Annotated in this window: 23 protein-coding genes and 1 tRNA gene; 18 read left to right on the forward strand and 6 right to left on the reverse strand. The window is 43.0% G+C overall.

The window, feature by feature from the left end; translation table 11 throughout:
- Nucleotides 1–63: 63 nt before the first annotated feature.
- From metA to QVO88_RS01225, 6 genes are all read left to right on the forward strand, one after another.
- Entirely contained in the window at nt 64–999 is a 936-nt protein-coding gene (gene metA / locus QVO88_RS01200) for a homoserine O-succinyltransferase (RefSeq protein ID WP_022286708.1), read from the forward strand.
- The gene (locus QVO88_RS01205; protein WP_022286709.1) at nt 996–1,676 is read left to right on the forward strand and encodes a YoaK family protein; all 681 of its coding nucleotides are present in this window, start codon (nt 996–998) and stop codon (nt 1,674–1,676) included. The genes metA and QVO88_RS01205 overlap by 4 nt, the downstream gene beginning before the upstream one ends.
- Nucleotides 1,677–2,107: 431 nt before the next feature.
- The gene (locus tag QVO88_RS01210) at nt 2,108–2,857 is read left to right on the forward strand and encodes a DeoR/GlpR family DNA-binding transcription regulator (protein WP_022286710.1); all 750 of its coding nucleotides are present in this window, start codon (nt 2,108–2,110) and stop codon (nt 2,855–2,857) included.
- Between the two features lies 1 nt (nt 2,858).
- Nucleotides 2,859–3,758: a 1-phosphofructokinase gene (gene pfkB, locus QVO88_RS01215; protein ID WP_022286711.1), complete on the forward strand. Its 900-nt coding sequence runs from the start codon at nt 2,859–2,861 to the stop codon at nt 3,756–3,758.
- Between the two features lie 205 nt (nt 3,759–3,963).
- On the forward strand, nt 3,964–4,230 hold the full coding sequence (locus QVO88_RS01220; protein ID WP_022286713.1) for an HPr family phosphocarrier protein: 267 nt from the start codon (nt 3,964–3,966) through the stop codon (nt 4,228–4,230).
- A 101-nt stretch (nt 4,231–4,331) separates the two neighbouring features.
- The gene (locus QVO88_RS01225; protein ID WP_022286714.1) at nt 4,332–6,269 is read left to right on the forward strand and encodes a fructose-bisphosphatase class III; all 1,938 of its coding nucleotides are present in this window, start codon (nt 4,332–4,334) and stop codon (nt 6,267–6,269) included.
- Between the two features lie 273 nt (nt 6,270–6,542).
- Here the strand turns inward: QVO88_RS01225 and QVO88_RS01230 are convergent, their stop codons facing one another.
- Entirely contained in the window at nt 6,543–7,463 is a 921-nt protein-coding gene (locus QVO88_RS01230) for a S1 RNA-binding domain-containing protein (RefSeq protein ID WP_022286716.1), read from the reverse strand.
- 424 nt (nt 7,464–7,887) lie between these two features.
- On the opposite strand from QVO88_RS01230, the gene QVO88_RS01235 reads away from it, so the two are divergent.
- Complete coding sequence (locus QVO88_RS01235; protein ID WP_022286717.1) at nt 7,888–8,766, forward strand: fibronectin type III domain-containing protein; 879 nt, start codon at nt 7,888–7,890, stop codon at nt 8,764–8,766.
- A gap of 120 nt (nt 8,767–8,886) precedes the next feature.
- Nucleotides 8,887–9,669: an AraC family transcriptional regulator gene (locus QVO88_RS01240; protein ID WP_022286718.1), complete on the forward strand. Its 783-nt coding sequence runs from the start codon at nt 8,887–8,889 to the stop codon at nt 9,667–9,669.
- Nucleotides 9,670–9,749: 80 nt separating this feature from the next.
- Here the strand turns inward: QVO88_RS01240 and QVO88_RS01245 are convergent, their stop codons facing one another.
- Nucleotides 9,750–11,288 carry an alpha-amylase family glycosyl hydrolase gene (locus tag QVO88_RS01245; RefSeq protein WP_022286719.1) on the reverse strand — a complete coding sequence of 513 codons (1,539 nt, stop codon included), beginning with the start codon at nt 11,286–11,288 and terminating at the stop codon, nt 9,750–9,752.
- 35 nt (nt 11,289–11,323) lie between these two features.
- A complete protein-coding gene (locus QVO88_RS01250; RefSeq protein ID WP_038671682.1) occupies nt 11,324–12,514 on the reverse strand; it encodes an ATP-binding protein in 1,191 nt (396 codons plus the stop codon).
- Nucleotides 12,515–12,729: 215 nt separating this feature from the next.
- Here QVO88_RS01250 and QVO88_RS01255 point away from each other — a divergent pair, with 215 nt between their 5' ends.
- The 3 genes from QVO88_RS01255 to QVO88_RS01265 all read left to right on the forward strand — a co-directional run bounded on the left by QVO88_RS01255 (nt 12,730) and on the right by QVO88_RS01265 (nt 14,567).
- Nucleotides 12,730–13,836: an SGNH/GDSL hydrolase family protein gene (locus tag QVO88_RS01255; protein ID WP_022286721.1), complete on the forward strand. Its 1,107-nt coding sequence runs from the start codon at nt 12,730–12,732 to the stop codon at nt 13,834–13,836.
- A 98-nt stretch (nt 13,837–13,934) separates the two neighbouring features.
- Complete coding sequence (locus QVO88_RS01260; RefSeq protein ID WP_022286722.1) at nt 13,935–14,306, forward strand: zinc-ribbon domain-containing protein; 372 nt, start codon at nt 13,935–13,937, stop codon at nt 14,304–14,306.
- Nucleotides 14,307–14,491: 185 nt separating this feature from the next.
- A tRNA-Lys gene (locus QVO88_RS01265) sits at nt 14,492–14,567 on the forward strand.
- A gap of 208 nt (nt 14,568–14,775) precedes the next feature.
- Here the strand turns inward: QVO88_RS01265 and eno are convergent.
- The 3 genes from eno to QVO88_RS01280 all read right to left on the reverse strand — a co-directional run bounded on the left by eno (nt 14,776) and on the right by QVO88_RS01280 (nt 18,409).
- Entirely contained in the window at nt 14,776–16,071 is a 1,296-nt protein-coding gene (eno, locus tag QVO88_RS01270) for a phosphopyruvate hydratase (RefSeq protein ID WP_022286723.1), read from the reverse strand.
- 412 nt (nt 16,072–16,483) lie between these two features.
- On the reverse strand, nt 16,484–17,191 hold the full coding sequence (locus QVO88_RS01275; protein ID WP_022286724.1) for a 2-C-methyl-D-erythritol 4-phosphate cytidylyltransferase: 708 nt from the start codon (nt 17,189–17,191) through the stop codon (nt 16,484–16,486).
- A gap of 72 nt (nt 17,192–17,263) precedes the next feature.
- Nucleotides 17,264–18,409 carry a ribose-phosphate pyrophosphokinase gene (locus tag QVO88_RS01280; protein WP_022286725.1) on the reverse strand — a complete coding sequence of 382 codons (1,146 nt, stop codon included), beginning with the start codon at nt 18,407–18,409 and terminating at the stop codon, nt 17,264–17,266.
- Nucleotides 18,410–18,744: 335 nt separating this feature from the next.
- Here QVO88_RS01280 and murD point away from each other — a divergent pair, with 335 nt between their 5' ends.
- Genes murD through QVO88_RS01315 form a run of 7 tightly spaced genes read left to right on the forward strand, consistent with a single transcriptional unit; the run spans nt 18,745 to nt 25,992 of the window.
- On the forward strand, nt 18,745–20,136 hold the full coding sequence (murD, locus tag QVO88_RS01285) for a UDP-N-acetylmuramoyl-L-alanine--D-glutamate ligase (RefSeq protein ID WP_022286726.1): 1,392 nt from the start codon (nt 18,745–18,747) through the stop codon (nt 20,134–20,136).
- A 26-nt stretch (nt 20,137–20,162) separates the two neighbouring features.
- On the forward strand, nt 20,163–21,179 hold the full coding sequence (locus QVO88_RS01290) for a M42 family metallopeptidase (RefSeq protein WP_022286727.1): 1,017 nt from the start codon (nt 20,163–20,165) through the stop codon (nt 21,177–21,179).
- A 6-nt stretch (nt 21,180–21,185) separates the two neighbouring features.
- A complete protein-coding gene (locus QVO88_RS01295) occupies nt 21,186–22,205 on the forward strand; it encodes a M42 family metallopeptidase (protein ID WP_022286728.1) in 1,020 nt (339 codons plus the stop codon).
- A complete protein-coding gene (locus QVO88_RS01300) occupies nt 22,202–22,978 on the forward strand; it encodes an N-acetyltransferase (protein WP_022286729.1) in 777 nt (258 codons plus the stop codon). The genes QVO88_RS01295 and QVO88_RS01300 overlap by 4 nt, the downstream gene beginning before the upstream one ends.
- On the forward strand, nt 22,971–24,242 hold the full coding sequence (locus QVO88_RS01305; RefSeq protein WP_022286730.1) for a methionine gamma-lyase family protein: 1,272 nt from the start codon (nt 22,971–22,973) through the stop codon (nt 24,240–24,242). Before QVO88_RS01300 ends, QVO88_RS01305 begins: the two co-directional genes overlap by 8 nt.
- A 27-nt stretch (nt 24,243–24,269) precedes the next feature.
- Nucleotides 24,270–25,229 carry an HPr(Ser) kinase/phosphatase gene (gene hprK, locus QVO88_RS01310; RefSeq protein WP_022286731.1) on the forward strand — a complete coding sequence of 320 codons (960 nt, stop codon included), beginning with the start codon at nt 24,270–24,272 and terminating at the stop codon, nt 25,227–25,229.
- A gap of 40 nt (nt 25,230–25,269) precedes the next feature.
- Nucleotides 25,270–25,992, forward strand: a complete 723-nt coding sequence (locus QVO88_RS01315; protein ID WP_022286732.1) for a phosphatase — start codon at nt 25,270–25,272, stop codon at nt 25,990–25,992.
- Nucleotides 25,993–26,001 lie beyond the last annotated feature (9 nt).

A 26,001-nucleotide genomic window follows, 5' to 3' on the forward strand; every position in this document is an offset into this window, starting at 1 on the left:
GATTTTTAACAGAGATCGTGTTATAATAATCTTTTAGAGTATAATTAAAAGGTGGGATATACTTTGCCAATTAAAATACCAAATGACCTTCCTGCGTTTCAAACGTTGGAAAATGAGAATATATTCGTTATTCCCGATGACAGAGCCGCTCATCAGGACATTCGTGCCTTGAAGATCGCTATTGTCAATCTCATGCCTGACAAAATTGCGACAGAAACGCAGCTTCTGCGTCTTTTGAGCAACACACCTCTTCATGTTGACATCGACCTTATTCAGATGAGCAGTCATATGTCAAAAAACACCTCTTTGGAGCATATGCTCGCTTTCTACAAGAACTTTGACGAGGTGAGTGATAATCGTTATGATGGTCTTATAATCACTGGTGCGCCTGTTGAGCAAATGGAGTATGAAGACGTTGATTACTGGGACGAGCTTTGCAGAGTTTTTGAATGGTCAAAGACCAATGTTTTCTCAACTATCCACATATGTTGGGGCGCTCAGGCTGGACTTTATTATCATTATGGCGTTCCAAAATATCCTTTGAAAGAGAAGATGTTTGGCAATTTCAAGCACCATATCGACTATCCCGAAAGCATTATTCTTAAAGGCTTTGGAGATGTTTTCCATTGTCCGCACTCACGCCATACTGAGGTGCGTCGTGAAGACATCGAAAAGGTGGACGACCTTATAGTGGTGGCAGTGTCAAACGAGGCGGGTGTGCATCTTGTTTCAGATAAGACGCAAAGACAGTTTTTTCTGTTCGGCCACTGGGAATATGATCGTGAGACCCTTGCAAAAGAGTATTTCAGAGATAAGGAAAAGGGGTTGCCTATACAGATACCATATAGCTATTTTCCTGACGATGATCCGGAAAACAAGCCTATTTTCAATTGGAGCTGTTCGGCTAATCTGCTTTATTCAAACTGGCTCAACTACTGCATTTATCAGAAAACGCCATATGATCTTAACGAACTTGAGCCACTGGGGACTGCACAATGAAGAACGGAAGACATATAGCTGAGTTTTACGGTGTCGGAGTAATGCTCGCAATAGTGGGTGGCTATCTTGACGCTTATACCTACATCAGTCGTGACCACGTTTTTGCAAATGCACAGACAGGTAACATGGTGTTGTTGGCTATCAATATCAAAGAGGGAAGCTGGCTGAAGGTCTTTCTTTATCTCATGCCTATACTGTCCTTTATGCTTGGCGTGCTGATAGTGGAAGCTGTGAAGCTGAAATTCAATGAACACCCGAGGATACATTGGCATAGGATCATAATCGGTGTGGAGCTTGTGGTGCTGACTATTGTGGGATTTATCCCTGCCGGTACGCTTAACACATTGGCGAATATCCTAGTTTCTTTTACCTGTGCAATGCAGGTCGAGGGTTTTAGGAAAATGGACGGAAAGCCTTTCGCTACCACGATGTGTACTGGCAATCTTAGAAGCGGTACGGATAATCTGTTTCAGTATTTGAAAACTAAGGATAAGCAAAAGCTTAGTAATGCAATGCAGTATTATGGTATAATCCTTTGCTTTATAGGTGGAGCGGCAGTGGGTGCATTTGTCACAGAATTGCTTGAAACTAAAGCGGTGTTTGTTGCTTTGACAGGTCTTGTTATCGCACTCTGCATTTTAAGAAGCGACGACGATAAATTAGCAGAAGGTAAGTGACAATCACCGAGCGAAGCCTTGTCAGGGCTTGAGGCATAGATTGAATATGCGTAAGCCAGACAGTAAAATAAGAAAATCAAAAAATAAAGCAAAGCAGTGCTTGAGAAAAATCTCAGCACTGCTTTTTTCTATTTCATTTTGCAAAATATCTTGCAAGGAACAAGGTGATATGGATATCCAAATAATAATTGCAAAAAATATAACGTCACAAAAGCGAAACTGATGTTATCTGACTGCTTTTGATTGAATGTTGTTAAAACTCACAAACATCTTATTCATAATTTAAAAAACGGCTCAAAATAATGCTGCGTGAATGATTTTGAACGGAATTGCTTGACTTTTGGTGTGCGATATGTTACTTTATTATCAGAAACAATCAATATCGTTCAATTGACGTCAAAAACATTTTTGAAATTTGAAAAGGTGATAAAATGCTTACAGAGGAAAGGTACTCTATTATATTAGAGAGAGTCAAGCAGAATAAAAGTGTGAAGCTTCTGGAGTTGTTCGAGCTTTTAAAAGCTTCTGAATCAACGATACGCCGTGACTTGACGGTGCTTGATGAAAGGGGTCTTTTGAAAAAAGTTCATGGTGGTGCTATATCTGCCGAGGAACATTCTTTCAATCCGGAGGAACAGGACGTTGAGTCAAAGTCAAAGCTTTTTACCGATGAAAAGCTTGCAATTGCGAGGTTTTCAGCATCTCTTGTGGATGACGGTGATTTCATTTTTATCGACGCCGGAACGACTACAGGCTATATGATAGACTTTCTGCCAGATAAGAAAATTACCTTTGTGACTAACGCTTTCGTTCATGCCAAAAAGCTTGCTCAGCGTGGCTTTAAGGTCTATATGCCGGCAGGGGAGATAAAGCTCACAACGGAGGCTATCGTTGGTGCTGAATGTGTCAGCAGTCTGCAAAGCTACAATTTCACCAAAAGCTTTCTTGGAGCAAACGGAATTTCGTTGTCAGGTGGTATAACAACACCGGACAGAAACGAGGCAAGAGTGAAGTCTACCGTGGTGTTAAACAGTCAGACTGTTTATATTCTTGCAGATCACTCTAAATTCGATCAGATATCTGCGGTCACTTTCGCTCAGCTTGGACGTGTGAAGATAATCACCGACAAGCTTCAAGACAAAAAATATCTTACAAAAGCAAATATCAAGGAGGTAATGTAAAATGGTATATACTGTAACATTCAATCCTGCTATCGACTATGTTGTTCATACAGGGGAAATGAAGCTTGGGTCTACCAACCGCTCAGATAGGGAAGAGATGTATTTCGGTGGCAAGGGTATAAATGTGTCTATAGTTCTTAGAGAGCTGGACATTCAGTCAAAGGCACTTGGCTTCACTGCAGGCTTCACAGGTGAAGCTATCGAGAACGGATTAGCGGAAATGGGAATTGATACAGATTTTGTTCATCTTAAAAACGGTAATTCCCGTATAAATGTGAAAATAAAATCTGCTGAGGAAACAGAGCTAAATGGTCAGGGTCCTGATATAGATGATGAGGCTGTGAATAAGCTTTTTGCAAAGCTTGATAAGCTTCAGGACGGAGATACGCTTATACTCGCAGGAAGCATACCTGCCTCGCTGCCTTCAGATATCTATGAGAAGATACTCGAAAGGCTCGCGCACAAGAATATCAGAACAGTAGTGGACGCAACAAAAGACCTGCTTCTCAATGTGCTTAAATATAAACCTTTCCTTATCAAGCCTAACAACCACGAGCTTGGCGAGATGTTCGGAGTGACACTCACTAATGATGAGGAGATAGAAAAATACGCACGTAAGCTTAAAGAAATGGGTGCTGTGAACGTGCTTATCTCAATGGCAGGGGACGGCGCAATGCTTATTGACGAAAACGGTGAAATACATCGCTGTGGAGTATGTAATGGTAAGGTGAAAAATTCCGTTGGTGCAGGCGATTCAATGGTGGCAGGCTTTACCGCTGGTATATTGCATGGCGATTATGAATATGCTCTTAAACTTGGCACAGCCGCTGGCGGTGCGACTGCTTTTTCTGATGGGCTTGCTCAAAAAGAAAAAATCGCAGAGCTTCTTGAAACGCTATGAAAAAATATAGGAACGCGGAGCAATGGCAGTTTCAGGTGCAACTTTTGCTGCTCCTGTCGGAAATGTTCCATCAGGCTTTCTTGGCGCATTGCCTGCAGGTTTCCTTAGGAAAGTTACAGAATAGTCTTTACAAATATAAGAAAATATAATATAATAATGTTAACAATCATAAATAAATTAAGTTTCAGAAAAGGAGGGATTTATTATGGTATCAAAGGTCGTAAAAGTAGTAAATGCAGAGGGACTTCATATGCGTCCGGCAGGTATCGTTGCAAAGGCTGCTAAGGAGCATCCTGAGTGCGAGATCATGATGAAAGCAAACGGCAAGAACATCAAGGCTAAGGCTGTTATGCAGATAATGGCAGCAGGTATCAAGAAGGACACTGAGGTAGAGATAATCGTAACAGGCGAAAACGAGCAGGCTGTGCTTGACGAGTTCGTTAAAATGTTTGAGGACGGTTTCGGCGAATAATTCCTTATATCTCCCAAAAAAATTCAGACAAGACCGTAGCGTAAACTGCGGTCTTTCTGAGTAATATGACGTTGTAAAAAATCCAAAAGAGAGAAATACATATGGACAAAAAATATCTTTTACTACTTGCACAAAAATTTCCTACTATAGACAGTGCCGCCAGCGAGATAGTAAATCTATCTGCAATACGCAGTATGCCAAAGGGTACGGAATACTTTTTCAGCGATATCCACGGGGAGTATGAAGCCTTTTTGCATATGCTAAAAAGCGCATCGGGCATGATAAAAAACAAGATAGACCTGACCTTAGGAAAAACAGTTTCCTCGGCAGAGCGTGAAGCCCTTGCCTATCTTATCTATTATCCCGACAAGCAACTAAAGCGTTTGCGGGATAAAAACAGGCTTTCAGACGAGTGGCGCAGACTTACTATCTATCGTCTGATACTTGTTTGCGAGGCGGTGTCGGCAAAGTATACACGTTCGAGAGTGCGAAAGAGCATACCAAAGGATATGGTCTATATACTTGACGAACTGCTTAACGTCACTGATGATGTGGTAAAGGAATATTACTATGACGAGATAATCACCACAATTCTTGACACTGGAATCGCAGACCGCTTTATAAAGTCCCTTTGTGAGCTTATACAATCTCTTGCTATCGACAAGCTGCATATTATCGGAGATATATATGACCGTGGTCCAAGAGCAGATATTATTATGGACGAGCTTATGAAAATGCACGATGTCGATATACAGTGGGGCAATCATGACATTTCGTGGATGGGTGCGGCTTCAGGTAATCTCGCTCTTATTGCAAATGTTATCCGTATCTCCATGCGATACAATAACTTTGACGTTCTCGAGGACGGCTATGGATTAAATCTTCGTGCGCTGGCGGTCTTTGCAGGAGAAACATATAAAAACGATGAGTGCGCAATTTTCATGCCACAGACACTTGATGATAATATCTATGACCCGGTTGATGCAAAGCTTGTGGCAAAAATGCACAAGGCTATCACAGTTATACAGCTAAAGCTAGAGGGGCAGCTTATCAGGCGGCACCCTGAATGGAAACTATCTCACCGTGACCTTTTCAGCATGGTGGACTTCGCAAATGGCACTATAACAATAGACGGGCAAGCTCATAAGCTTCTTGACGGCAATTTTCCTACAGTTGATCCTGCCGATCCTCTTGCGCTTACCGAAGGCGAAAATGAGCTTATGACGATTCTTGCAAACTCGTTTATGCACAGCGACAGGCTCAACACACATATGCGTTTTTTATATTCAAAAGGCTCAATGTATAAGACCATAAACGGCAATTTGCTTTTCCACGGCTGTATCCCTCTTGATGAAAATGGAAAGCTTCTGAGCTTAAGTATAGCAGGAGAGCAGTATTCGGGTAAGGCAATGCTAGATAAGCTTGACGAAATAGCCAACAAGGCGTATTTCTTACAGCCTTGTGAGGAGAAAAGCAACTGTGCAGACCATTTGTGGTATCTGTGGAGCGGCGCACGTTCGCCTCTTTACGGCAAGGACAAAATGGCGTTTTTTGAGCGATATTTCCTTGAAGATAAAAAGCTTCACAAGGAAAATTATAATGCCTATTATCACTTCTCAGAGAAGCCTGAGATATGCGGAAAGATACTTGAAATGTTTGGGCTTGACCCACAGCGTGGTCATATCATAAACGGTCATGTACCTGTTAAGATAAAAAATGGCGAAAGCCCTGTCAAGGCAGACGGCAGGCTGTTCGTTATTGACGGTGGTATCTCAAAGGCTTATCAAAAAGCCACCGGTATCGCAGGCTACACTCTTATTTATGATTCCCACAGCCTTAATCTTGCGGAGCATAAGCCGTTTATTGCAGGAGAGAGTGAGCATACTCCTGAGATACATATGGTGGAAAGACTTGACCGTCGGGCAAACATTTCAGATACCGACAAGGGAAGGGAACTGCTTTTGCAGATAAACGATCTCCGTGACCTGTTGGACGCTTATCGCTCTGGAGATATCAAAGAAGGTTATAAGGTATTTTAGACGTTCTGAAAGGAGCTTAACACATGGAAAAGGGAGAACTGAACTGGGCTGTTATCGGCTGTGGCGTTATCGCAAACGAAATGACAAAGCTTAGGAAAGAATGGGGACTTAAATATCCTAAGGAGATATGGTGATATCCACATAATGATATAACAAACCAAAAGGCACTGACTTCAATTGGAAGCCAATGCCTTTTTTATCTCTTGTTTTGCTGTGAAAACAAGTACAAATTATAGTACAAATAAATTACAAGTACAAAAATATGTACGTTTATCACACGAATTCAGAGCATATATTTTTGTAACATTCATTGGTGGAATAGACCCATTTTGTGAGCCTGCCGCTGGTGATGAAATAGTTTATCTTTGAGGGAAAAACGCTGTTTTCAAATACGTCTACGATAATGAGCTTGACTTTCATTTTTTCGGGGATAAGAGCTTTTATGTAAACACTTGCTGCCTGCCCCACACGCACATTTTCTCTTGGTTCAGCAAGTCCTGCAAGGTTCGGAGCAAGCTCTATAAAAATACCGTATGGTTCAATGGAGCGTACTATCCCACCTACAGTTTCTCCTGTGGAGAACAATGCTGCATTTTCTTCCCATGTGCCTAAAAGTTCCTTGTGAGAAAGGCATATCCTGTCCTCGTCACAGCTTTTTACCACAGCATATATGTCCTGACCGTTGAAAAATCTGTCGTTTGGGTGGGTGATGCGTGAGACGGATATGGCGTCTATTGGTATAAGTGAAGGAAGACCACAGCCTATGTCAACAAAGCACCCGAAAGGCTCAAGGTGTGTTACCTTTGCCGGTATAACGTCCCCTGATGTGAGGGTACTTATATATCGTTCAATGCACTCTTCTTGTGCAAGACGCCTTGACAACCTGCATATGACCTCGCCCTTTTCGTGAACAATATCTGTCACCTTGAAGCATACCGTTTTGTTTACCCTAGAAAGTAATGCTATGTCTTTTGTTTTGCCTTCTTGTATTCCGATCGCTCCCTCTGATCTTGGGATTATTCCTTTGCCAAAGGGAAGCTCTACTATTATGTTGTGTTCGCTGTCACAAAGCACAGCATGACCCTCCAGTATCAATCCCTGAGCCATTGCCTCAGCCATTGTTCGTTCGCTTTGAAGATAATATCGGTTTTCAGGGCTATTGAAGATCTTGCCCTCAGGTAAATATTTTTTCATTATTTTGCCTCTTTCCCCACAGATTTTTTTAAAACAGCAGGATCTCTGTGGTTGATCCATTGATTTTGTTCATATTCTGCACATATTTTATTTGTGATAATTGTGCGTGAACTCTTGCTGATACAGTAAATTAATATTCAATGTGCTGAAATATTAGTACAATTTTTATATTCTTTGCTTCAAATTATAAACAAAAATCAAAAAAACTATAAAAAAGCTTGACAAATGCAATTGTGCGTGTTACAATAGTGTAGTAATTTGTAATCAGTTTGTAACTTTCTTAACCGTTATCGTTACAGATTGATACATAATTTTAATCGACCGTAATAAAATTAAATAGCGGCACAGACATGACCGCCGCTAATTAAAAGAAAGGGTGTGAATTGGCAATGCAGCGTGTATGCGTTGTAAAGCCGTATTATTAATGGATCATTCAACAAGTTTTATTTCAGCAAAGAATAAGTCACTGAAAGTTATAGTGATGTTTATTGCAGCGCTTATGACATTTTTGGTAATGACAGAGGGATTTAGTGCCGATGCTGCTGCGGCAAAGCTTTCGACTCCTAAGATGACCGCTCAGATAAACTATGGAAGTGAGTTCACTCATCCGTATAACAAGCAGACAAACACTATCAAGGTGCATTGGAGCAAGGTAAAAGGTGCTTCAAAATATGAGCTATACATCAAGGGTGGCAAATATAAGAGTTGGAAGAAATACAAGACAGTCAAGAACACGAACTGCACTGTTACAGGTCTTCAGAGAACGACTTCATATCAGTTCAGAGTAAAGGCTGTAAATGGCTCTGCCGCTTCTGCTTACTCAAAGACACAGACAATAAAGACAGCAAGAATGGACTTCAATAAGGCAGGCTGGGAAGCAATGTGCCGTATAGTTTATCATGAGGTTGGTAAGATGTCAGGTTCAGAGTGGGATAAGCCTATCGTTTATGTTGCAGATTGTGTTGCAAACCAGTATGTTGCCGCAAAGTACACAAAGAATGCAATGTGGAAGTCCTACTATGCAAGATATAACAATGTTCAGGATATTATTTATAGGAGCGGCGGATTTATGTCATCTGCACAGCTTTCAAGGGACGGAGCAAATTATTCAAACGTTTCCAGAAGAGTAAAGCAGGCTGTTTTTGGTGCAGTATATGGCAAAACTCACCTTAACGGTATTGCTAATGACTATAATGTTTACTTCTGGTGCAACAGAAGCTACAAGACAAACAGCAGTAAGATAGCCTACTCGTTTAAAATTCCTTGGGGTTATTTCAATGTTTGGAGAACCTATTGGGGATAATTGTAATACTATTATAGAATTATGTGAAAGAAGAGCAGAACAAAGCGTCTGCTCTTTTTTCGTTGACAAGAATGTAGCGGTGTGGTAAAATAAAGTTGATAAAAGCAGGGAGGGATCAGAATGCTTGTGGGTGCGGTCGGCTATAATTATCGCCATAGAAAAGATTTTATTATGGATTGCCCTCACGGGGTGGGCTGTCCCCTTATATTGCTCATAAAAGAACCATCGGTGTTCGTTATAAATGGTATCGAGCATAGGGCAGAGAAAAATTCTTTTATCCTGCTTTCGCCAGATACCCCTGTGAAATACCATGCCGCAGAAGAGTTTTATACCGATGATTGGCTGTATTTCAATTATGAGCAGGGCGATAATGAAAAATTTGAAAGGCTTGATGTTCCAAAAGACACACTGGTATACCTTGGAAATATCGATGAGCTTAGTCAGATAATGCGTTCGGTAGCATATGAGTATCAGCTCATGAAAGAGGGGCATGAGGAAGTAACACGGTGCTATATGGAGATCTTTTTGTTAAAGCTTGCAAGACAGCTAAAGTGTACAGACAAGAAGTCCTGCATTATTACTGACAGGAACAGCCGCTTTATGCAGCTCAGAGCATACATATACGCAATGCCTGAGGACATTGCAGACGTAGGCAGCATGGCATGGGATATGGGTATAAGCAGGTCAAGTTTTCAGCATATGTATAAGAAAATGTTTGGAGTGAGCGTCATGACAGACGTTATAAGCGCACGAATGGAAAGAGCCAGTCAGCTTCTTGCAACGACAAATCTCAGCGTAAGGGAAGTGGCTGAGAGGTGCGGTTATACTAATGAATATGGTTTTATGAAGCGGTTTAAAATGCACTTTGGAAAAACTCCAACGGAGTTTCGGAGTATGCTCTGACAACAGCGGATAAACTTTAGACGGCATAACAAAAGAGGTCAAGGAATGTGAAATGTGTCCTTGACCTCTTTTATGTTATTTTATTCTTCAACAAATACAGCGGCCGAGCCTTTAATAATGAGCTTTCCGTTTTCAAGGCTTGCGCCATGACCTACTGTATAAATTATCTTGCCATTGACGTTTTTGATCTCTGTCGTTTCGTCCTTTGGATTTATGACCGCAAGTATGCTCTGTCCCTCGCCCTTACGTCTGTATACCAGAGGATATCCGCTTGACAAAAACTCTATCTCGCCCCTGCTTTGCAGTGCAGGATTTTTCTGCCTGAAGCTTATAAGCCCTTTGACTTCGCTTCTAAGTGATGTGCTGTCCTTGGATTGGCTTTCAGCGTCAGGTCTGTCTTTACTGCTGTCCAGCGGTACATAGAGCATTTCAGCCTTAGCTGATGAGAAGCCTGCATTAAGCCCCTTGTTCCACTGCATAGGCGAACGTGAGCCAGTTCTGCCATAGCCACCCTCAACTGATGTCAGATTCTCCACATATCTCATGCCTATTTCGTCACCATAGTAGATAAATGGTGCGCCCGGCATTGTGAGCAGGAAAGCAAATGCAACACGCATTTCGTCTGTATCAAGGGTTCTTGCAAGTCTGTCCATATCGTGGTTGCCTGACGGGATACAGATAAGACCCTTGCCGTCTGTCTTGGCATAATTGGTTTTGTATGCTTCAACAAATTCTTTAGCCGAACCCTTGCCACGCTTTGAGAAATAAGGCTCTTCACAGCGGAAAAGGTCATTATAATGTGACGGACCAAAGTGCAACAGAAAGTCCATATGGAAGCCACCAATTATTGACTTGTCAGGTTCTCCCCACTCTGATACCATAGCGGCATATGGGAACTCCTTGTCAAGAAATTCTCTTACGTTTTGCCAAAGTGCGATAGTGCCTTTGCCGTTCTCGTCATTCTTTACAAGAGAGCCTGCCATATCCACTCTGAATCCGTCTGCACCGGCACTGAGCCAAAAACGCATTATATCCTTGAGAGCCTCAAGTGTAGCTCTTGGACCTTCGTCATTCATAGACTGCTGCCACTTTTTATCAGGATCAGGCTTATAATAGCCGTAGTTAAGTGCAGGCTGATGTGAGAAGAAATTCACGGCACAAGAGCCGTCCCTGTCGGAGATACCACGGATACTAGCCATGCCGTCAGGCTCTACCCATATGCTGTCTGTCCACACATAGCGGTCTGTGAACTCGTTTCTCTCGGCTTTCATTGATTCCTTAAACCACTTGTGGGTAACGGCAGTATGACCAGGTACAAGGTCGAGGAGGACGTGCATATCACGCTTGTGAGCTTCATTAAAAAGCTCAACCAAGTCCTCATTAGTGCCATAACGTGGAGCGACTGTGTAATAGTCCTCAACGTCATAGCCTGCATCGCCAAAAGGTGATTTGAAGCATGGGTTTATCCAAATAGCGTTACACCCCAGCTCGCAGATATAGTCAAGCTTTTCTGTAATACCCTTGATATCACCGATACCATCTGAGTTTGTGTCATTGAACGATTGTGGATAGATCTCGTAGAAAACTGCGTTGTCAAGCCACTGTGGCTGCTTTGTCATGATAATTCCTCCTGAATATCGTCAGAATATATTTATTAGTCTTCCATGCCCTTCATGTATTCCACGAACTGCTTTGCAACTCTCGGTGAACGTCCTGCTCTCGAAAGCGCATAAGCCTCAGCCTTTTGAAGCACCTCATCAATAGGAGTTTTAAGCTCATATTGCTTTGCAAGTTTCTCAACTACATCAAGGTAAATCTTCTTGTCAGGCTTCTGATATGTGACAGTAAGTCCAAAACGGTCTGACAGTGAAAGAAGCTCCTGCATAGTGTCTTTGAAGTGTATCTCGTCACCTTCTCGTGAGGAGAACGTCTCGTGTACAAGATGTCTTCTGTTTGAGGTAGCATAAATGCAGAGATTGTCCGCAGTTGATGAAACGCTTCCTTCGAGGATAGCTTTCAGTGCCGCAAAATCATCATCGTCTTCTGTGAATGAAAGGTCGTCTATGAAGATAATGAACTTCAATGGATTTTTGCTTACCGTTTCTACAATGGCTGGTATCTCATGGAGCTGCTTCTTTTTAAGCTCGATAAGTCTGAGACCCTTGCAGGCATATTCGTTTGCTATGGCCTTGACAGTTGAGGACTTGCCTGTACCGCAGTCACCATAAAGCAGAACGTTGTTGGCAGGCTTGCCTTTCAAAAGCGCAAGAGTATTGTTGATGACCTCCTGACGCTCACGTTCGTAATTGTGCAGGTCGGAAAGCTTTATATCGTCAGGATACTCCACCGGAACTATCTTGCCGTCTTTTATGACAAATACATGATACTGAGAATAGATGCCGTAACCGTACTGACCGATAGCGTGTATCCTGTCGGCATATATCTGCGAGAAGTCAAGCTTTTGTGTAGCATATCTCGGCAGAAAGCCGTCATAGTCTATCTTTGAGATTATTTCGTCACTTGGTATCTGTGAAAGCTCCTCGATAACGGCAAGCTCGTTTGCAAGACATTCCTCCAAAAGCGCACCTGTCTCCTTGCCTTCTCCCTTTTTAAGCATAAAAAGGTTTTCATTTTCAAGAACCAGCTTGAGCATATATTCTGTAAGATTATCCGAATATGCAAAAAGCTCAGCCACAAAATCTGAGTATTTTTCTATAGCCATGTCGCTGTCAGATTCGCATACAGCAAGTGTTTCAAGTAGCTTTTCAAAGACAGGAACTTCATGTAAGCTCTTGAATATTACTAATGTGTGTGCCTGACGGCAGAGTGCCTTAAAATCGTGCATTATGAACACTTCTTTCTTCATATTTTATATTTATTCTTTATTATACAACATATCATTACTTTTCGTCAACATCTACATTGCACGATTTTAACAAAAATCATTACCGCTTTTTGTAGCTTAAAGCAAAATATTTTTGCCCGTTATGATTTACTTTTGTTTTAAAAAATGCTATAATATTATAATAGACCATTATAGAAATAAAAGGAGAAATGGATATGACGGACAAAAACGTATCTATCATGAATATCGGCAGTATGGGTTATCTTCCACAGGTATTCAAAAAGATAGAGAATGAAAAAAAGCTTAACATTGTTTATTTGGGTGGCTCGATAACAATGGGCTGTAATGCTACAAAGACTGAGTTAAGATATGTTGACCGCAGTGCAAAATGGTGGCAGACGAATTTTCCTGACGCTGAGATAAGCTACTTCAATGCTGGTATTGGTGCAACTACCTCGCAGTTTGGGGTGGCAAGAGTGCAGGAACACGTCCTTGACAAACAGCCAGACCTTGTTTTCGTTGAGTTTTCGGTAAACGACAGCAGTTCGCCCCTATTTATGGAAACATACGAGAGCCTTGTAAGACGTCTGCTGAAAGCTGAGAGCGTCAAGGCGGTTGTGCTTATAAACAATCTTTTTTACGATACAGGCACAAATGCACAGGGTATACATAACGCTATCGGTCTGCACTATGACCTGCCTATCGTCAGTGTAAGAAACTACATTTTCCCTGAGATACAGCTTGGAAACGTTTGTCTTGCAGACTACACAGCGGATATGCTCCACCCTACAGACTTAGGTCACAAGATGATAGCTGATCTTATCTGCAATCTGCTTGATACAGAATATTCATACTATAAGAAGCTTGGTGCAGAGAAGAAGCCTTCACTCCCTGAGCCATTTACAGCAAGCAGATATGAGGACGCACAGCGTTTTCAGAACTATAGCTGTTCGCCCGTTATGGAGGGCTTTGAGCCTGATACTCATGCGGCAGAGCAGTGGAGCGATCCATTCAAGGGCGGTTGGATAGCTCACAAGCAGGGAAGTTGTATTAAATTCAACGTGAGTGGAAGTATTATAATGCTGCAATACAGAAAGACTATCAACAAGCCTGCGCCTGTTGCATATGCTGTCATAGACGGTGACAGGCAGAACAAGGTTCTTCTTGACGCAAACTTTGACGAGGATTGGGGAGACCTTTGCTGTCTTGATGAGATATACAGCGGAGCAAAGGGAGAACACACCGTTGAGATAGTTATTGACACAGAGGGTAAAGAAAATAGCGATTTTATGCTTATTTCTGTCATTACAGCAAACAAATAGAAACGTAAACAAGTGAAAAATTTTACTCGAATCTATTGACTTTATGACATAACGATTGTATAATAAATATATATTATTAAATTAGGAGGCATTCTCTAATGAACGATTTTTTCAAAATTGCTGACAAGTACCTCAAGCCGGTAACTACTGGTGCAGGTGTTGTTCTGGGTCTTGCAGTTACATATGCAGCAGGAAGCTATCTTTCAGGTATGAGCAAGCTGTATGGCGGTTTCTACACATTCATGTATGTACTGTTCTGGATAGCATTTGTTCTTCTTGTTATCTGCGGTATCTATGCACTTTTCAAGAAGTATGCAGGTTCTGTTCCACAGCAGAACGCTCCACAGCAGACATATGCACAGCCACAGGCTCAGGCCGCACCACAGGGTGAAAAGTTCTGCCCTACTTGCGGAGGCAAAGTTCCGGCTGGAAATCAGTTCTGCCCTAACTGCGGCAACAAGATAAACTGATCTTAAAGTTTTGCAGATAAAACGCCCTTGATTTTCAGGGGCGTTTTTTTTGTTAGAAAACGCATAAAAGTATGCCAAATGGGGAATAAATATGTGCAGTTTGGAAAAAGTGAAAAAATCTCACGAAAACACTTGACAAACTGATAGGAATTTGATATAATAATTAAGTCGTTGCAGGACGATATGAGTTATTAGCTCAGTTGGCAGAGCATTTGACTTTTAATCAAAGGGTCCGGGGTTCGAATCCCCGATAGCTCACCACTAGGGAAATATCCTTAGTCAAGATCACGCCTTACTTTGTTAGGGCGTGATTTTTTATGTCTGTTATATGTGATGATAAATGGACAAGCAAGTGGTGATGAGCGAGCGACATCAGGACGCCACTACACTGCATTTATCCAACAAAAAAAGCAGCCCCTGTGGACTGCTTTTTTTCAAGCTTTTAGCTTGATTCATATATGACAAAAAACTATCTGGTTACGTTAAATGCGCCCATTTGTGGATAAACAGCGCTTTCGCCAAGTTCTTCCTCAATTCTGAGAAGCTGATTGTACTTTGCAACACGCTCACTTCTGCTTGGTGCGCCTGTCTTTATCTGACAAGTGTTAAGAGCAACTGCAAGGTCAGCGATAGTTGTGTCTGATGTTTCACCTGAACGGTGTGAAGAAATCGCAGTGTAGCCTGCCTTATGAGCCATTTTGATAGCCTCAAGTGTTTCAGAAACTGAGCCTATCTGATTGAGCTTGATAAGGATAGAGTTACCGCAGCCAAGGCTGATGCCCTTTGCAAGTCTTTCTGTATTTGTTACGAACAGGTCGTCGCCAACGAGCTGCACCTTGCCGCCAAGCTCCTTAGTGAGAAGCTGCCAGCCCTCCCAATCTTCTTCGTCGAGAGCGTCCTCGATAGAGATGATAGGGTATTTTTCAACGAGTTTCTTCCAGTGTTCGATAAGCTCAGCAGATGTGAACTTTGTTCCGGCCTTTGGAAGAACGTACTCGCCCTTCTTTGAGCCTTTCCACTCGCTTGAAGCAGCGTCCATTGCTATCATGAAGTCCTTACCCGGCTCATAGCCTGCGTTCTTAACAGCTTCGAGTATATACTGGATAGCTTCCTCGTCGCTTGCAAGGTCAGGAGCGAAGCCACCCTCGTCGCCTACAGAAGTAGCAAGTCCCTTTGATTTAAGCAGTGCAGCCAGAGCGTGGAAAACCTCAGCGCACCAGCGGAGCGCTTCCTTAAAGCTTGGTGCACCAACGGGCATTATCATAAATTCCTGAACGTCAACAGTGTTTGCAGCATGAGCGCCACCGTTAAGAATGTTCATCATAGGAACAGGAAGTCTGTTTCCTGAAATGCCGCCGAGAAATCTGTAGAGAGGGATATCAAGAGAGATAGAAGCCGCTCTTGCAGCAGCGATAGAAACAGCGAGGATAGCGTTAGCACCAAGCTTTGACTTATCCTTAGTGCCGTCAGCCTTTATCATAGCCTTATCAACGGCATAGATGTCAGAAGCGTCAAGTCCGCAGACAGCGTCATTGATAGCAGTGTTGATGTTCTCAACTGCCTTTGTTACGCCCTTTCCGCCATATCTGCCCTTATCGCCGTCACGAAGCTCAAGGGCCTCAAACTCGCCTGTTGACGCACCGCTTGGTGCAGTGCCTCTGCCCACTGTTCCGTCTGCGAGATATACCTCAGCTTCAACGGTTGGGTTTCCTCTGGAATCCAGAATTTCACGTCCGATTACTTTTACGATCTCAAGATAGTTCATAATATAAGCTCCTTTTTAATATTATGCAGACTACCCGAACGCACCACCATTCGGGCTGATGACATTTCGCTCTTGTCATCATAGAGAAGTCTGCATGATCTATTCTCACGAGGTTAGTAGCTACTAACCACATTTATTTTACCACGCGCGAAGCCGTATGTCAATCTTAGTTAGGCATATCTAATATATTTTATAGGTATGCACAAAAGGTGTACTGCCTGCAGGCATGGCTATTGACTTTTTGAACAACAGATAAGCTTTGCGAAACTTTTCGTTTGTTATTATTGACAAGCTTTGTGAGAATATTCGTTTTGGACGTGATCTTATTTATGCTGAAAACAGCACAAAGCATGGTAGGGTATAGAAAAAAGCGGTGCAGAGATTGTTCTCCAACACCGCCTTGATTTATTTCTCATTTCTCATTTAACTCTGCAAGTGCATTCGCCATTTTTAAATCGCTATCTGTGGTTATCTTGAAATTCAATGCGTCCCCGACGACAAGGTATATATCCTCATTACAAGCTGTAAACACAGAACAAGTGTCCGTCAGCTTTTTATTTTGCTCCTCGCTAAGCGAATAATAATTCCTTCTCAGATCCCCAAGTCTGAAAGTTTGCGGAGTTTGCGCCTGATAAAGCTCGCTTCTGTTAAGCGTTTCCCTGACCTTTTCACCGTCAGATCTTATTATGGTATCAGCCGCAGGCATATAAGTTCCGCAGGCGGAATGTTCCCTCATCGCCTCGATATTGTCCTTTATTATTTTCTCCGTCACAAATGGTCTTACAGCGTCATGGGTGAGTATTATGTCCCCCTCATTCTCACCATGTTCAGCGACTATTGCCTCAGCTATGTTCATTACAGTGCCGTTTCTGTCAGGTCCGCCGTCTATGACTCTTATACGCTCTTTGTCTATCCCGAAGCGTTCAAAAAGCTCGTTAGTGTATTCGTGCCAGTCAGGTTTTATGCCTACATAAACCATATCTATCTCTTCCACTGCAAGAAACGCTCTCACTGTTCTGACGATAACAGGCACTCCGCCTATCTCTATAAACTGCTTTGGTATAACCGCACTTTTTACCCTAGAGCCACAGCCTCCTGCAACTATCCCTGCAAATATCATTTTATCTTCTCCTCATATAAAAAAAAGTTCGGGACAGCCGTCCGCCCCGAACTTTATCGTTGTGTATTGAATTTACTTTATGCCGTATTTTTTCAGCAGAGCTTCGATCTTTGTGTGTGGGTCGATGACCTGTGAGATAGACTTGTCATGATTGAGTGATGCAATGAAGTAAGCAATGTACTTAGAGCAGTCTACCTCGTAGAACCATGGGCTTGAAAGCAGCTCAGGAGTTCTGTATGTGAGGTTCGTACCGAATACGCCGTCGATGATGCCGTCAGCATAAGCCTTGTTGAATGACTCAAGACCGTTTGTGAAAATAGGATAAGTAGCATAGCAGTAGATCTTGTTAGCCTTGCGCTTTTTAAGCTCTACAGCGATATCCAGCATAGACTCGCCTGATGAGATGATGTCGTCAGCAATGAAAACGTCCTTGCCGGCAACGTCATTACCCATATACTCGTGAGCAACGATAGGGTTTCTTCCGTCGATGATAGTTGAATAATCTCTTCTCTTATAGAACATACCGAGGTTTACGCCCAGAACAGAAGCGTAGTACATATTTCTGTTGATAGCGCCCTCGTCAGGAGAGATTATCATGAAGTGATCTTTGTCAGGTCTGAAATCTGAAAGGTTTTTAAACATTGCCTTGAGAACCTGATAGGAAGGGATTATGTTGTCAAGACCCATGAGCGGAACAGCGTTCTGTACTCTTGGATCGTGAGCGTCAAAAGTAAGGATATTTGAAACGCCCATAGACTGAAGCTCCTGAAGAGCAACTGCACAGTCAAGAGATTCTCTGTAGTTTCTTCTGTGCTGTCTGCCGCCGTAAAGGGAAGGCATGATGATGTTTATTCTGTGAGCCTTACCGCCTGCAGCCTGAATTATTCTTTTAAGATCCTGATAATGATCGTCAGGTGACATACAGTTTTCCCTGCCGAAATAGTTGTATGTGCAGCTATAGTTTCCTACGTCGCAGAGAATGAAAAGATCGTCGCCTCTGATAGATGACTTGATAAGGCCCTTGCCGTCGCCGGAAGAAAATCTAGGACAAACAGCCTCAACAAGGAAAGTATCCTTAACAAATTCGTTTTCATTAGCCCATTTTGTAAGATAACCGTCTACCTTCTTGCCAAGCTCGGAAGCGCCTGCCATAGCAATAAGACCAAGCGGTGCAACTCTTGAGTCATTGTCGAACAATACATTGTCAGCATTACCCATTATTATCATATCCTCCAATACTAATTGTTGTCTGACCTCAGGTCAGTACGAAACATACCAATATACATATATTATACTTTATAAATCCCGATTTTACAATAGCTTTTTTGCAAATAATAAATTTTTCTCACTTTTCACAAAAAACACACTGTTACTGCGGCACATTTAGACACAAAAATCAAGTAAACGTTTGCTGACTGCACGACAGGTAAACTTTTTTTGCATATATAAAAAAGTCCTTGCGTTTTTGGATAAAATGATATATAATAAAATAGAATAGGTATGTGTGCAGTATATTGCACACAACTGACAGAATTATTGAAGGAGTTAATGATATGACAAAAGCACAAAGATATTTCATGGAAATAAAAGATAAGAGAGTAGCGTTCATAGGCACGGGCGTAAGTCACCTTGAGCTTATAAAGCTTTTTCTCTCAAAGGGCATAAGATGCGTTGTCTGCGACAAAAAGACAGAGGACGAATTTGATGAGCTTATCTATGAGGAGCTTTCCGCAAAGGGCTGTGAGTTCTCATTGGGCGAGCATTATCTTGATATCATCTTCAACTGCGATATAGTTTTCAGAACACCTGGTATGTACTATAATGATGAAACTATCACAAAGGCAAGAAAAGCAGGCGTTGCCATTACATCAGAAATGGAAACTTTCTTTGACCTCTGCCCATGCAAGATATACGGCGTAACAGGTTCAGACGGAAAGACTACTACTACTACCCTTATCAGCGAAATGCTCAAAGCCGAGGGCAAGCGTGTCCATATCGGCGGAAATATCGGCAAGGCTCTTCTGCCTATCGTAGAAACAATGTCAGACAGCGATGTTGCAGTAGTTGAGCTTTCAAGCTTCCAGCTTATCTCAATGAGACAGTCGCCAAACGTTGCCGCAATCACAAACATCACTCCAAACCACCTGAACGTTCACGGAACAATGGAGGAGTATATCAGTGCAAAGGCTAACCTTATCGCTCATCAGAACGGATATTCAAGAACTGTACTCAACGAAGATAACGAGGAAACCATAAAGCTTGCAGACCTCGTAAGAGGAAAGCTTGTCACATTCTCTCTAAAGCACCCTGTTCAGACAGGCGCATATCTTAATGACGACGGTATGCTTTGCTACACGGAAAAGGGCAGAACTACAGAGATAGTGCACAAGGACGATATAAGGATACCTGGTATCCACAACGTTGCGAACTATCTCACAGCTATCGCCGCAGTATGGGGCGAGGTATCTATCCAGAGCATAGTTCAGGTAGCAAAGAACTTCGGTGGCGTTGAGCATAGAATTGAATTTGTAAGAGAGATAGACGGTGTTAAGTGGTACAACGATTCTATCGCAACAAGCCCTACAAGAGTTATCGCAGGACTTAATTCATTTAATCAGAAGCTTATTGTTATCGCAGGCGGCTATGACAAGAAGATACCTTTTGAACCTCTTGCAGAACCTGTGAACAGGAACGTAAAGATACTCATTCTTCTTGGTGCGACAGCAGACAAGATAGAAAAGGCTGTTACAGAAAGCCCGCTCTATCCTGAAAGCGGTCTTAAGATAGTGAGAGTAAAGACCCTTGAAGAGGCAGTCCTTACAGCACAGAAAATGGCTGAAAAGGGCGATGTTGTCACACTTTCACCAGCCTGTGCAAGTTTTGACCTCTATCCTAACTTTGAGGCAAGAGGCAGACATTTCAAGCGACTTGTGAACGAACTCTAATTTTATAAAAAGCAGGGATATGTATTATGGATACATTTGAGATACTGTCACAGCTTTGCTCTGCGGCAGGTGTATCGGGAGCGGAAGGCTCAGCGGCTGAGACTGCGGCAAAGCTCCTTGAAGAGTATGGCGAAGTCACCTTGGATAACGCTCTTGGCAGTGTTATCTGCAAGGTGGGAAGCTGGGAGGACGGCAAGCCTGTTATGCTTCTTGACGCCCATATAGACGAGATAGGCATGATAGTCACATATATCACAGAGGACGGTTTTTTGAAAATATCAGGCTGCGGTGGCCTTGATACAAGGCTTCTTTTGGCTCAGCAGGTGACAGTTTACGGCAAAGAAAAGCTCACAGGCATCGTGACTTCAACTCCGCCTCACCTTGAAAAAGACAGCTCTGTCGCACCTGACCTTGACAGCGTTTTCATAGATATAGGTTTCACGAGTCGTGAAAATGCAGCAAAGTATGTTTCCCTTGGTGACAGAGTGCTTATAGAAAACAAAGCCGAAAGGCTCGCAGGAAGCCGTGTGACATCCAAAGCAATTGACGACAGGTCAGGCTGTACGGCTATCCTAAAGACTTTGGAGCTTCTCAATGGTCAGCAGACAGCTTATAATATCGCAGTGTGCTTTTCAACTCAGGAAGAAGTTGGCGAGCGTGGTGCAAAAACAGCCGCCTTTGATATCAATGCAGACTATGCGATAGTGGTGGACGTTTCCTTTGCTAGGACTCATTATGAGAGCGAGGAAGAGTGCGGCATAATGGGCAAGGGAGCGATGATAGGCATTGCTCCGTCCCTTTCACGAGAGATGTCAGATAGCTTTATTAGCCTTGCAGAAGAAAAGGGCATACCATATCAGCTTGAAGTTATGAGCGGAAAAACAGGTACGAACGCTGACACTATCGGTGTGAGCGGAAGTGGAACAAAAGCCGTTACCATATCAATTCCAGAAAAGCATATGCACACGCCTGTTGAGATAGTGGATATAAATGATATTGATAATACGGCTCTGCTTATTGCAGAATATCTGAAAAGAGTGTAGATATTTATGTTGGATAAACTGAAAGACCTCTGCCTCCTTGACGGCATTTCAGGCGACGAGGGAGCGGTAAGAGAATATATAATAGATAAAATAGGTGATAAAGCTGAAATAAGGGTGGATAACCTTGGCAATGTCATAGCTTTCTGCAAGGGCAAAAAGACGCCTAAAAATAAGATAATGGTGTCTGCTCATATGGACGAGGTTGGCATGATAGTCACCTATGTGAATTCTGACGGTACGCTGAAAGTGTCATCAGTTGGCGGTGTTGACCCAAGAGTTGTTTTCGGCAGACGTGTCAAAATCGGCAGGAATAACGTCCTTGGCGTTGTGGGCGGAAAGGCTATCCATAATCTCACAGCTGAGGAGAGAAAAAAGTCTGTGCCTTTTGATAAGCTTACCATAGATATAGGTGTTGACAGCCGTGAGGAAGCCTTAAAGCTTGTGCGCCTTGGGGACAGTGTGAGATTTGTTTCCGATTTTGTAGAGTTCGGCGAGGGCTTTGTTAAGTGCAAAGCCATAGACGATAGAGCAGGCTGTGCAATAATGCTCAAAATGATAGAAGAGGGCGTAGAGTATGACACATATTTCACCTTCGTGGTACAGGAGGAGATAGGTTTGCGTGGCTCGACCTGTGCGGCGTTTACTGTTGCGCCTGATTATGCAGTGGTGCTTGAATCCACAACTGCTGCGGATATTCCATCGGCTTCTGGAGAGAAAAGGGTATGTGAGCTTGGAAAAGGTCCTGTGGTATCTTATATGGACAGACACACAATGTATGACCGTGAGCTTTATGAGCTTGCATTTTCTGCGGCAGAAGAAAAATGTCTGCCGTGTCAGACCAAAACAATGGTGGCAGGAGGAAATGATGCAGGTGCGATACACGTTTCCCGTGGCGGCGTAAAAACAGCCGCAGTGTCGCTCCCTTGCAGATATCTTCATTCGCCAAGCTGTGTGATAAATAAGGCGGACTTTGAGAACGCTTATGTTCTTACAAAATTGATCTTGGATAGGACTTATAACAAATGATCTATGAAACCAAAGAGATCAGCTCAGAACTGCTGAGCGGTCTTAAACCTAACAATTATACAAGGCGTATAAAGTCGCACTTTGCGGCATACGGCACAGGGTATGATTTTCTGCATTTCTATGCCGTTGAGGAAAGCGGAGAAAAGCTTGGTATCATATCAGTATTCAACGCCTCTATGATGATATCGACTTTCAAGGATAAGAGATTTGACGATAAGGTATTGGGCGAACTTGCAGGGTTCATTCTTATGAACAAGCCTGCTGCAGTGGAGTTCGAGGCGGAGTATTCAGATAAGCTTGCAGAACTTACTAAGACGGAGTATAAGGGTGACAAGCGTACGGAGTTCAGCTTTGTTGCGAAAAACGATATCCCGCCCCTTGATGTGAACGAGCTTCCAAAACTCGATGATGTTTTCAGGATACTTGCACCGTGTTTCCCTGCCATAAAAAATTCCTATGAACTGTGGCTGACGGATACTTCCCACAGAGTAAGAAGAGGACTTTCACAGTCATTCCTGCTGGGTGATTACACCACCGCCACCATACAGTATATCATAGATGGAGTGGCACTTGTGGGACACGTTGGCACTATACCCGAGGAGCGTGGAAAATTCCATGCAAGACAGCTTTTGTATTGGATAGGTGAAAAGCTCACACAGGACGGTTTTCAGGTCAGATTATTTGCAAGACCCCATAGAGTGAGCTATTATGAGGAGATAGGCTTTAAAGCCTGCGGAATAGATCTTGTATTGGAGAGAATTGAAAATGAATGAATGTATATTTGATATAGACCCAAAGCTTTTATCTCTTGCCGCCGAGGCAGAGAATGAGTGCAGGGAGATGTTTGAGAAAATAGACAGCAACGCCGAGTATAACGGACAGAAAGTGCTGAAAGCTTTTATCGACAATCGTGTAAGCGAGGGCTGTCTTAAAGGCACAACAGGTTACGGATACGGCGACATGGGCAGAGATACTATAGACAAGGTGTTCGCTCAGGCGCTTGGCGGCGAGGACGCTTTGGTAAGACACACTTTTGTGAACGGCACTCATGCACTGTCAACAGCGCTTTTCGGAGTGCTTAGAAGCGGAGACACAATGCTTGCCTGCACTGGAAAGCCATATGATACTCTTGAGGAGATAATCGGTATCAGAGGCGAAAAGGGCAACGGCTCACTTATTGATTTCGGTGTAAAGTATGAGCAGGTAGACTTGGTGGACGAGATGTACCCTGATTATGACGAGATAGCAAAGAAAGCCGTTGGCGCAAAGATAGCCTATATCCAGCGTTCAAGAGGTTATTCTCTCAGACCGTCACTGACAGTGGAGATAATCGGAAAGATAGCAGAAACAGCAAAGAAAGCTAATCCTGATATAATCGTCATGGTGGATAACTGTTACGGTGAGTTTGTTGAAAGAAAAGAGCCACTGAGCGTTGGTGCAGATATCATAATAGGCTCGCTTATAAAAAATCCAGGCGGTGGAATTGCTTCTACAGGCGGATATATCTGCGGCAGAGCAGACCTTGTGGAAAAGTGTGCCGACAGGCTCACCTGCGTTGGCATGGGCAAGGAAGTTGGTTGTTCACTTAATCAGAACAGAGAAATGCTCCTTGGCTTTTTCTTAGCACCGCAGGTGGTTGCTTCTGCTCTTAAAACTTCCGTTTTCGCCTGCCGTTTCTTTGAAAAGCTTGGCTATAAGACTCTCCCTGAAAGTGGCGAAACAAGAACTGATATAATCGCATCTATTCTTCTTGAAAACGAGGAAAACCTCGTGGCTTTCTGTCAGGGAATACAGAAAGGCTCGCCGGTTGACAGCTATGTTACTCCAGAGGCATGGGATATGCCGGGTTATGACAGCAAGGTTATAATGGCGGCAGGAGCATTCACAATGGGTGCGTCCATAGAGCTTTCAGCAGACGCTCCTATAAGAACGCCGTTTGCCGCATGGCTGCAGGGCGGTATCACATACCCAACAGGCAAAGCAGGCGTTATGCTTGCCGCACAGGAGATGTATAACAAAGGTTTACTTAGAATATAAAATTTGACTGGAAAGGAATGATATTCAATGGCAGAGATATTCAGCGTTACTGTCGAGGAGATAATCAAACAGCTTAATATGGAGATAATCTATGCTCCTGAGAACATCAGCAGCCTTGTTGTTACTGAGAATGATTGTAACAGACCTGGACTTCAGCTTATGGGATTTTATGAGTATTTCAATGCAGAGCGTGTTCAGATATGCGGAAATATGGAGTTTGCTTATCTTGCTTCACTTGACGAGAAAACAAGATATGAGAGGATAGACGCACTTTTTGCTACAAAGATACCGCTTTTTATCGTGGCAAGAGGTCATGAACTTTATCCTGAAATGGTTGAGATAGCCAAGAAATACGGCGTGCCTATCGCAAGAACGCAGGACAGCACAACAGCATTTATCGCCGCACTTATCGGCTATTTGAACGTTGAACTTGCTCCAAGAATAACACGCCACGGCGTTCTTATCGAAGTATACGGCGAGGGAATCCTTATCGTGGGAGAGAGTGGTGTTGGTAAGAGCGAGACCGCTATCGAGCTTGTAAAGAGAGGTCATAGACTTGTGGCTGACGATGCCGTTGAGATAAGAAAGACATCAAACAGAACGCTTGTCGGCTCTTCACCTGATAATATCCGTCACTTCCTCGAACTGAGAGGTATCGGTATCATCAATACAAGACGTCTGTTCGGTATGGGTGCTGTAAAGGTAAGCGAGAAGATAGACCTTATCGTAGAACTTGAGCCTTGGGACAGCACAAAGATATACGACAGAATGGGCGTAGACAACGAGTATACTACTATCCTCGGTATAAAAATACCTAGCCTTACCATTCCTATAAAGCCGGGCAGAAACCTTGCTGTTATCCTTGAAGTTGCTGCAATGAACAACCGTCAGAAGAAAATGGGTTATAACGCTGCTGCTGAACTTTTGCAGAATCTTGGTCTGCAAATGGACAAGAAAGACAAGGTCAAGAACTGGGATAATTTCTAAAAACACGCATATACTTTTTTTTAATAGGAGATAGATCATAATGCACTTACAGGGAGATATGCACACGCACACTATAGCTTCAACTCATGCTTACTCCACCATAACAGAGAACTGCCAGTGGGCTGAAAAATACGGAATGAAAGGCATAGCGATGACAGACCATGCCATGAAAATGCCCGACTCGCCACATATCTGGCATTTTGTCAATCTTGGCATACTGCCGAGAAAGATAAACGGGATAACCATCCTCAGAGGTATCGAAGCCAACGTCATAAGCGATGAAGGAGAGCTTGATACTGACGAAAAGCTGCTTTCAGGACTTGAATGGGTGGTGGCGTCTATGCACAGTGCCTGCTATACTCCCTCGACACCTGAGAACCACACTAAAAGCTGGCTGAAAGTCGCGCAGAACCCTCAGGTGGATGTTATAGGTCACTGCACCACCGCACCTTTTATGTTCGATTATGAAAAGGGCGTAAAGGCGTTCAAAGAGTATGGCAAGCTTGTGGAGATAAACGAAAGCTCATTTGCGTGCAAAAGGTCGCCCAGAAGAAATGTAGTGGAGCTTTTGAAGCTTTGCAAAAAGTATGAAGTGCCTGTGGTCTTTGATTCAGACTGCCATTTCTGTCAGCTTATCGGTCAAACACCGAAAGTGGCAAAGATAGCGGAGGAACTTGATTTTCCTGAGAAGCTTATCATGAACAGTGATTGGGAAAAGATAAGGGAATATGTTCTTGCGAAAAGACCAAACCTCGATATTTAAAACAATGAA

Source organism: Ruminococcus sp. CAG:57, assembly GCF_000435935.1.
GTDB lineage: Bacteria > Bacillota > Clostridia > Oscillospirales > Ruminococcaceae > Hominimerdicola > Hominimerdicola aceti.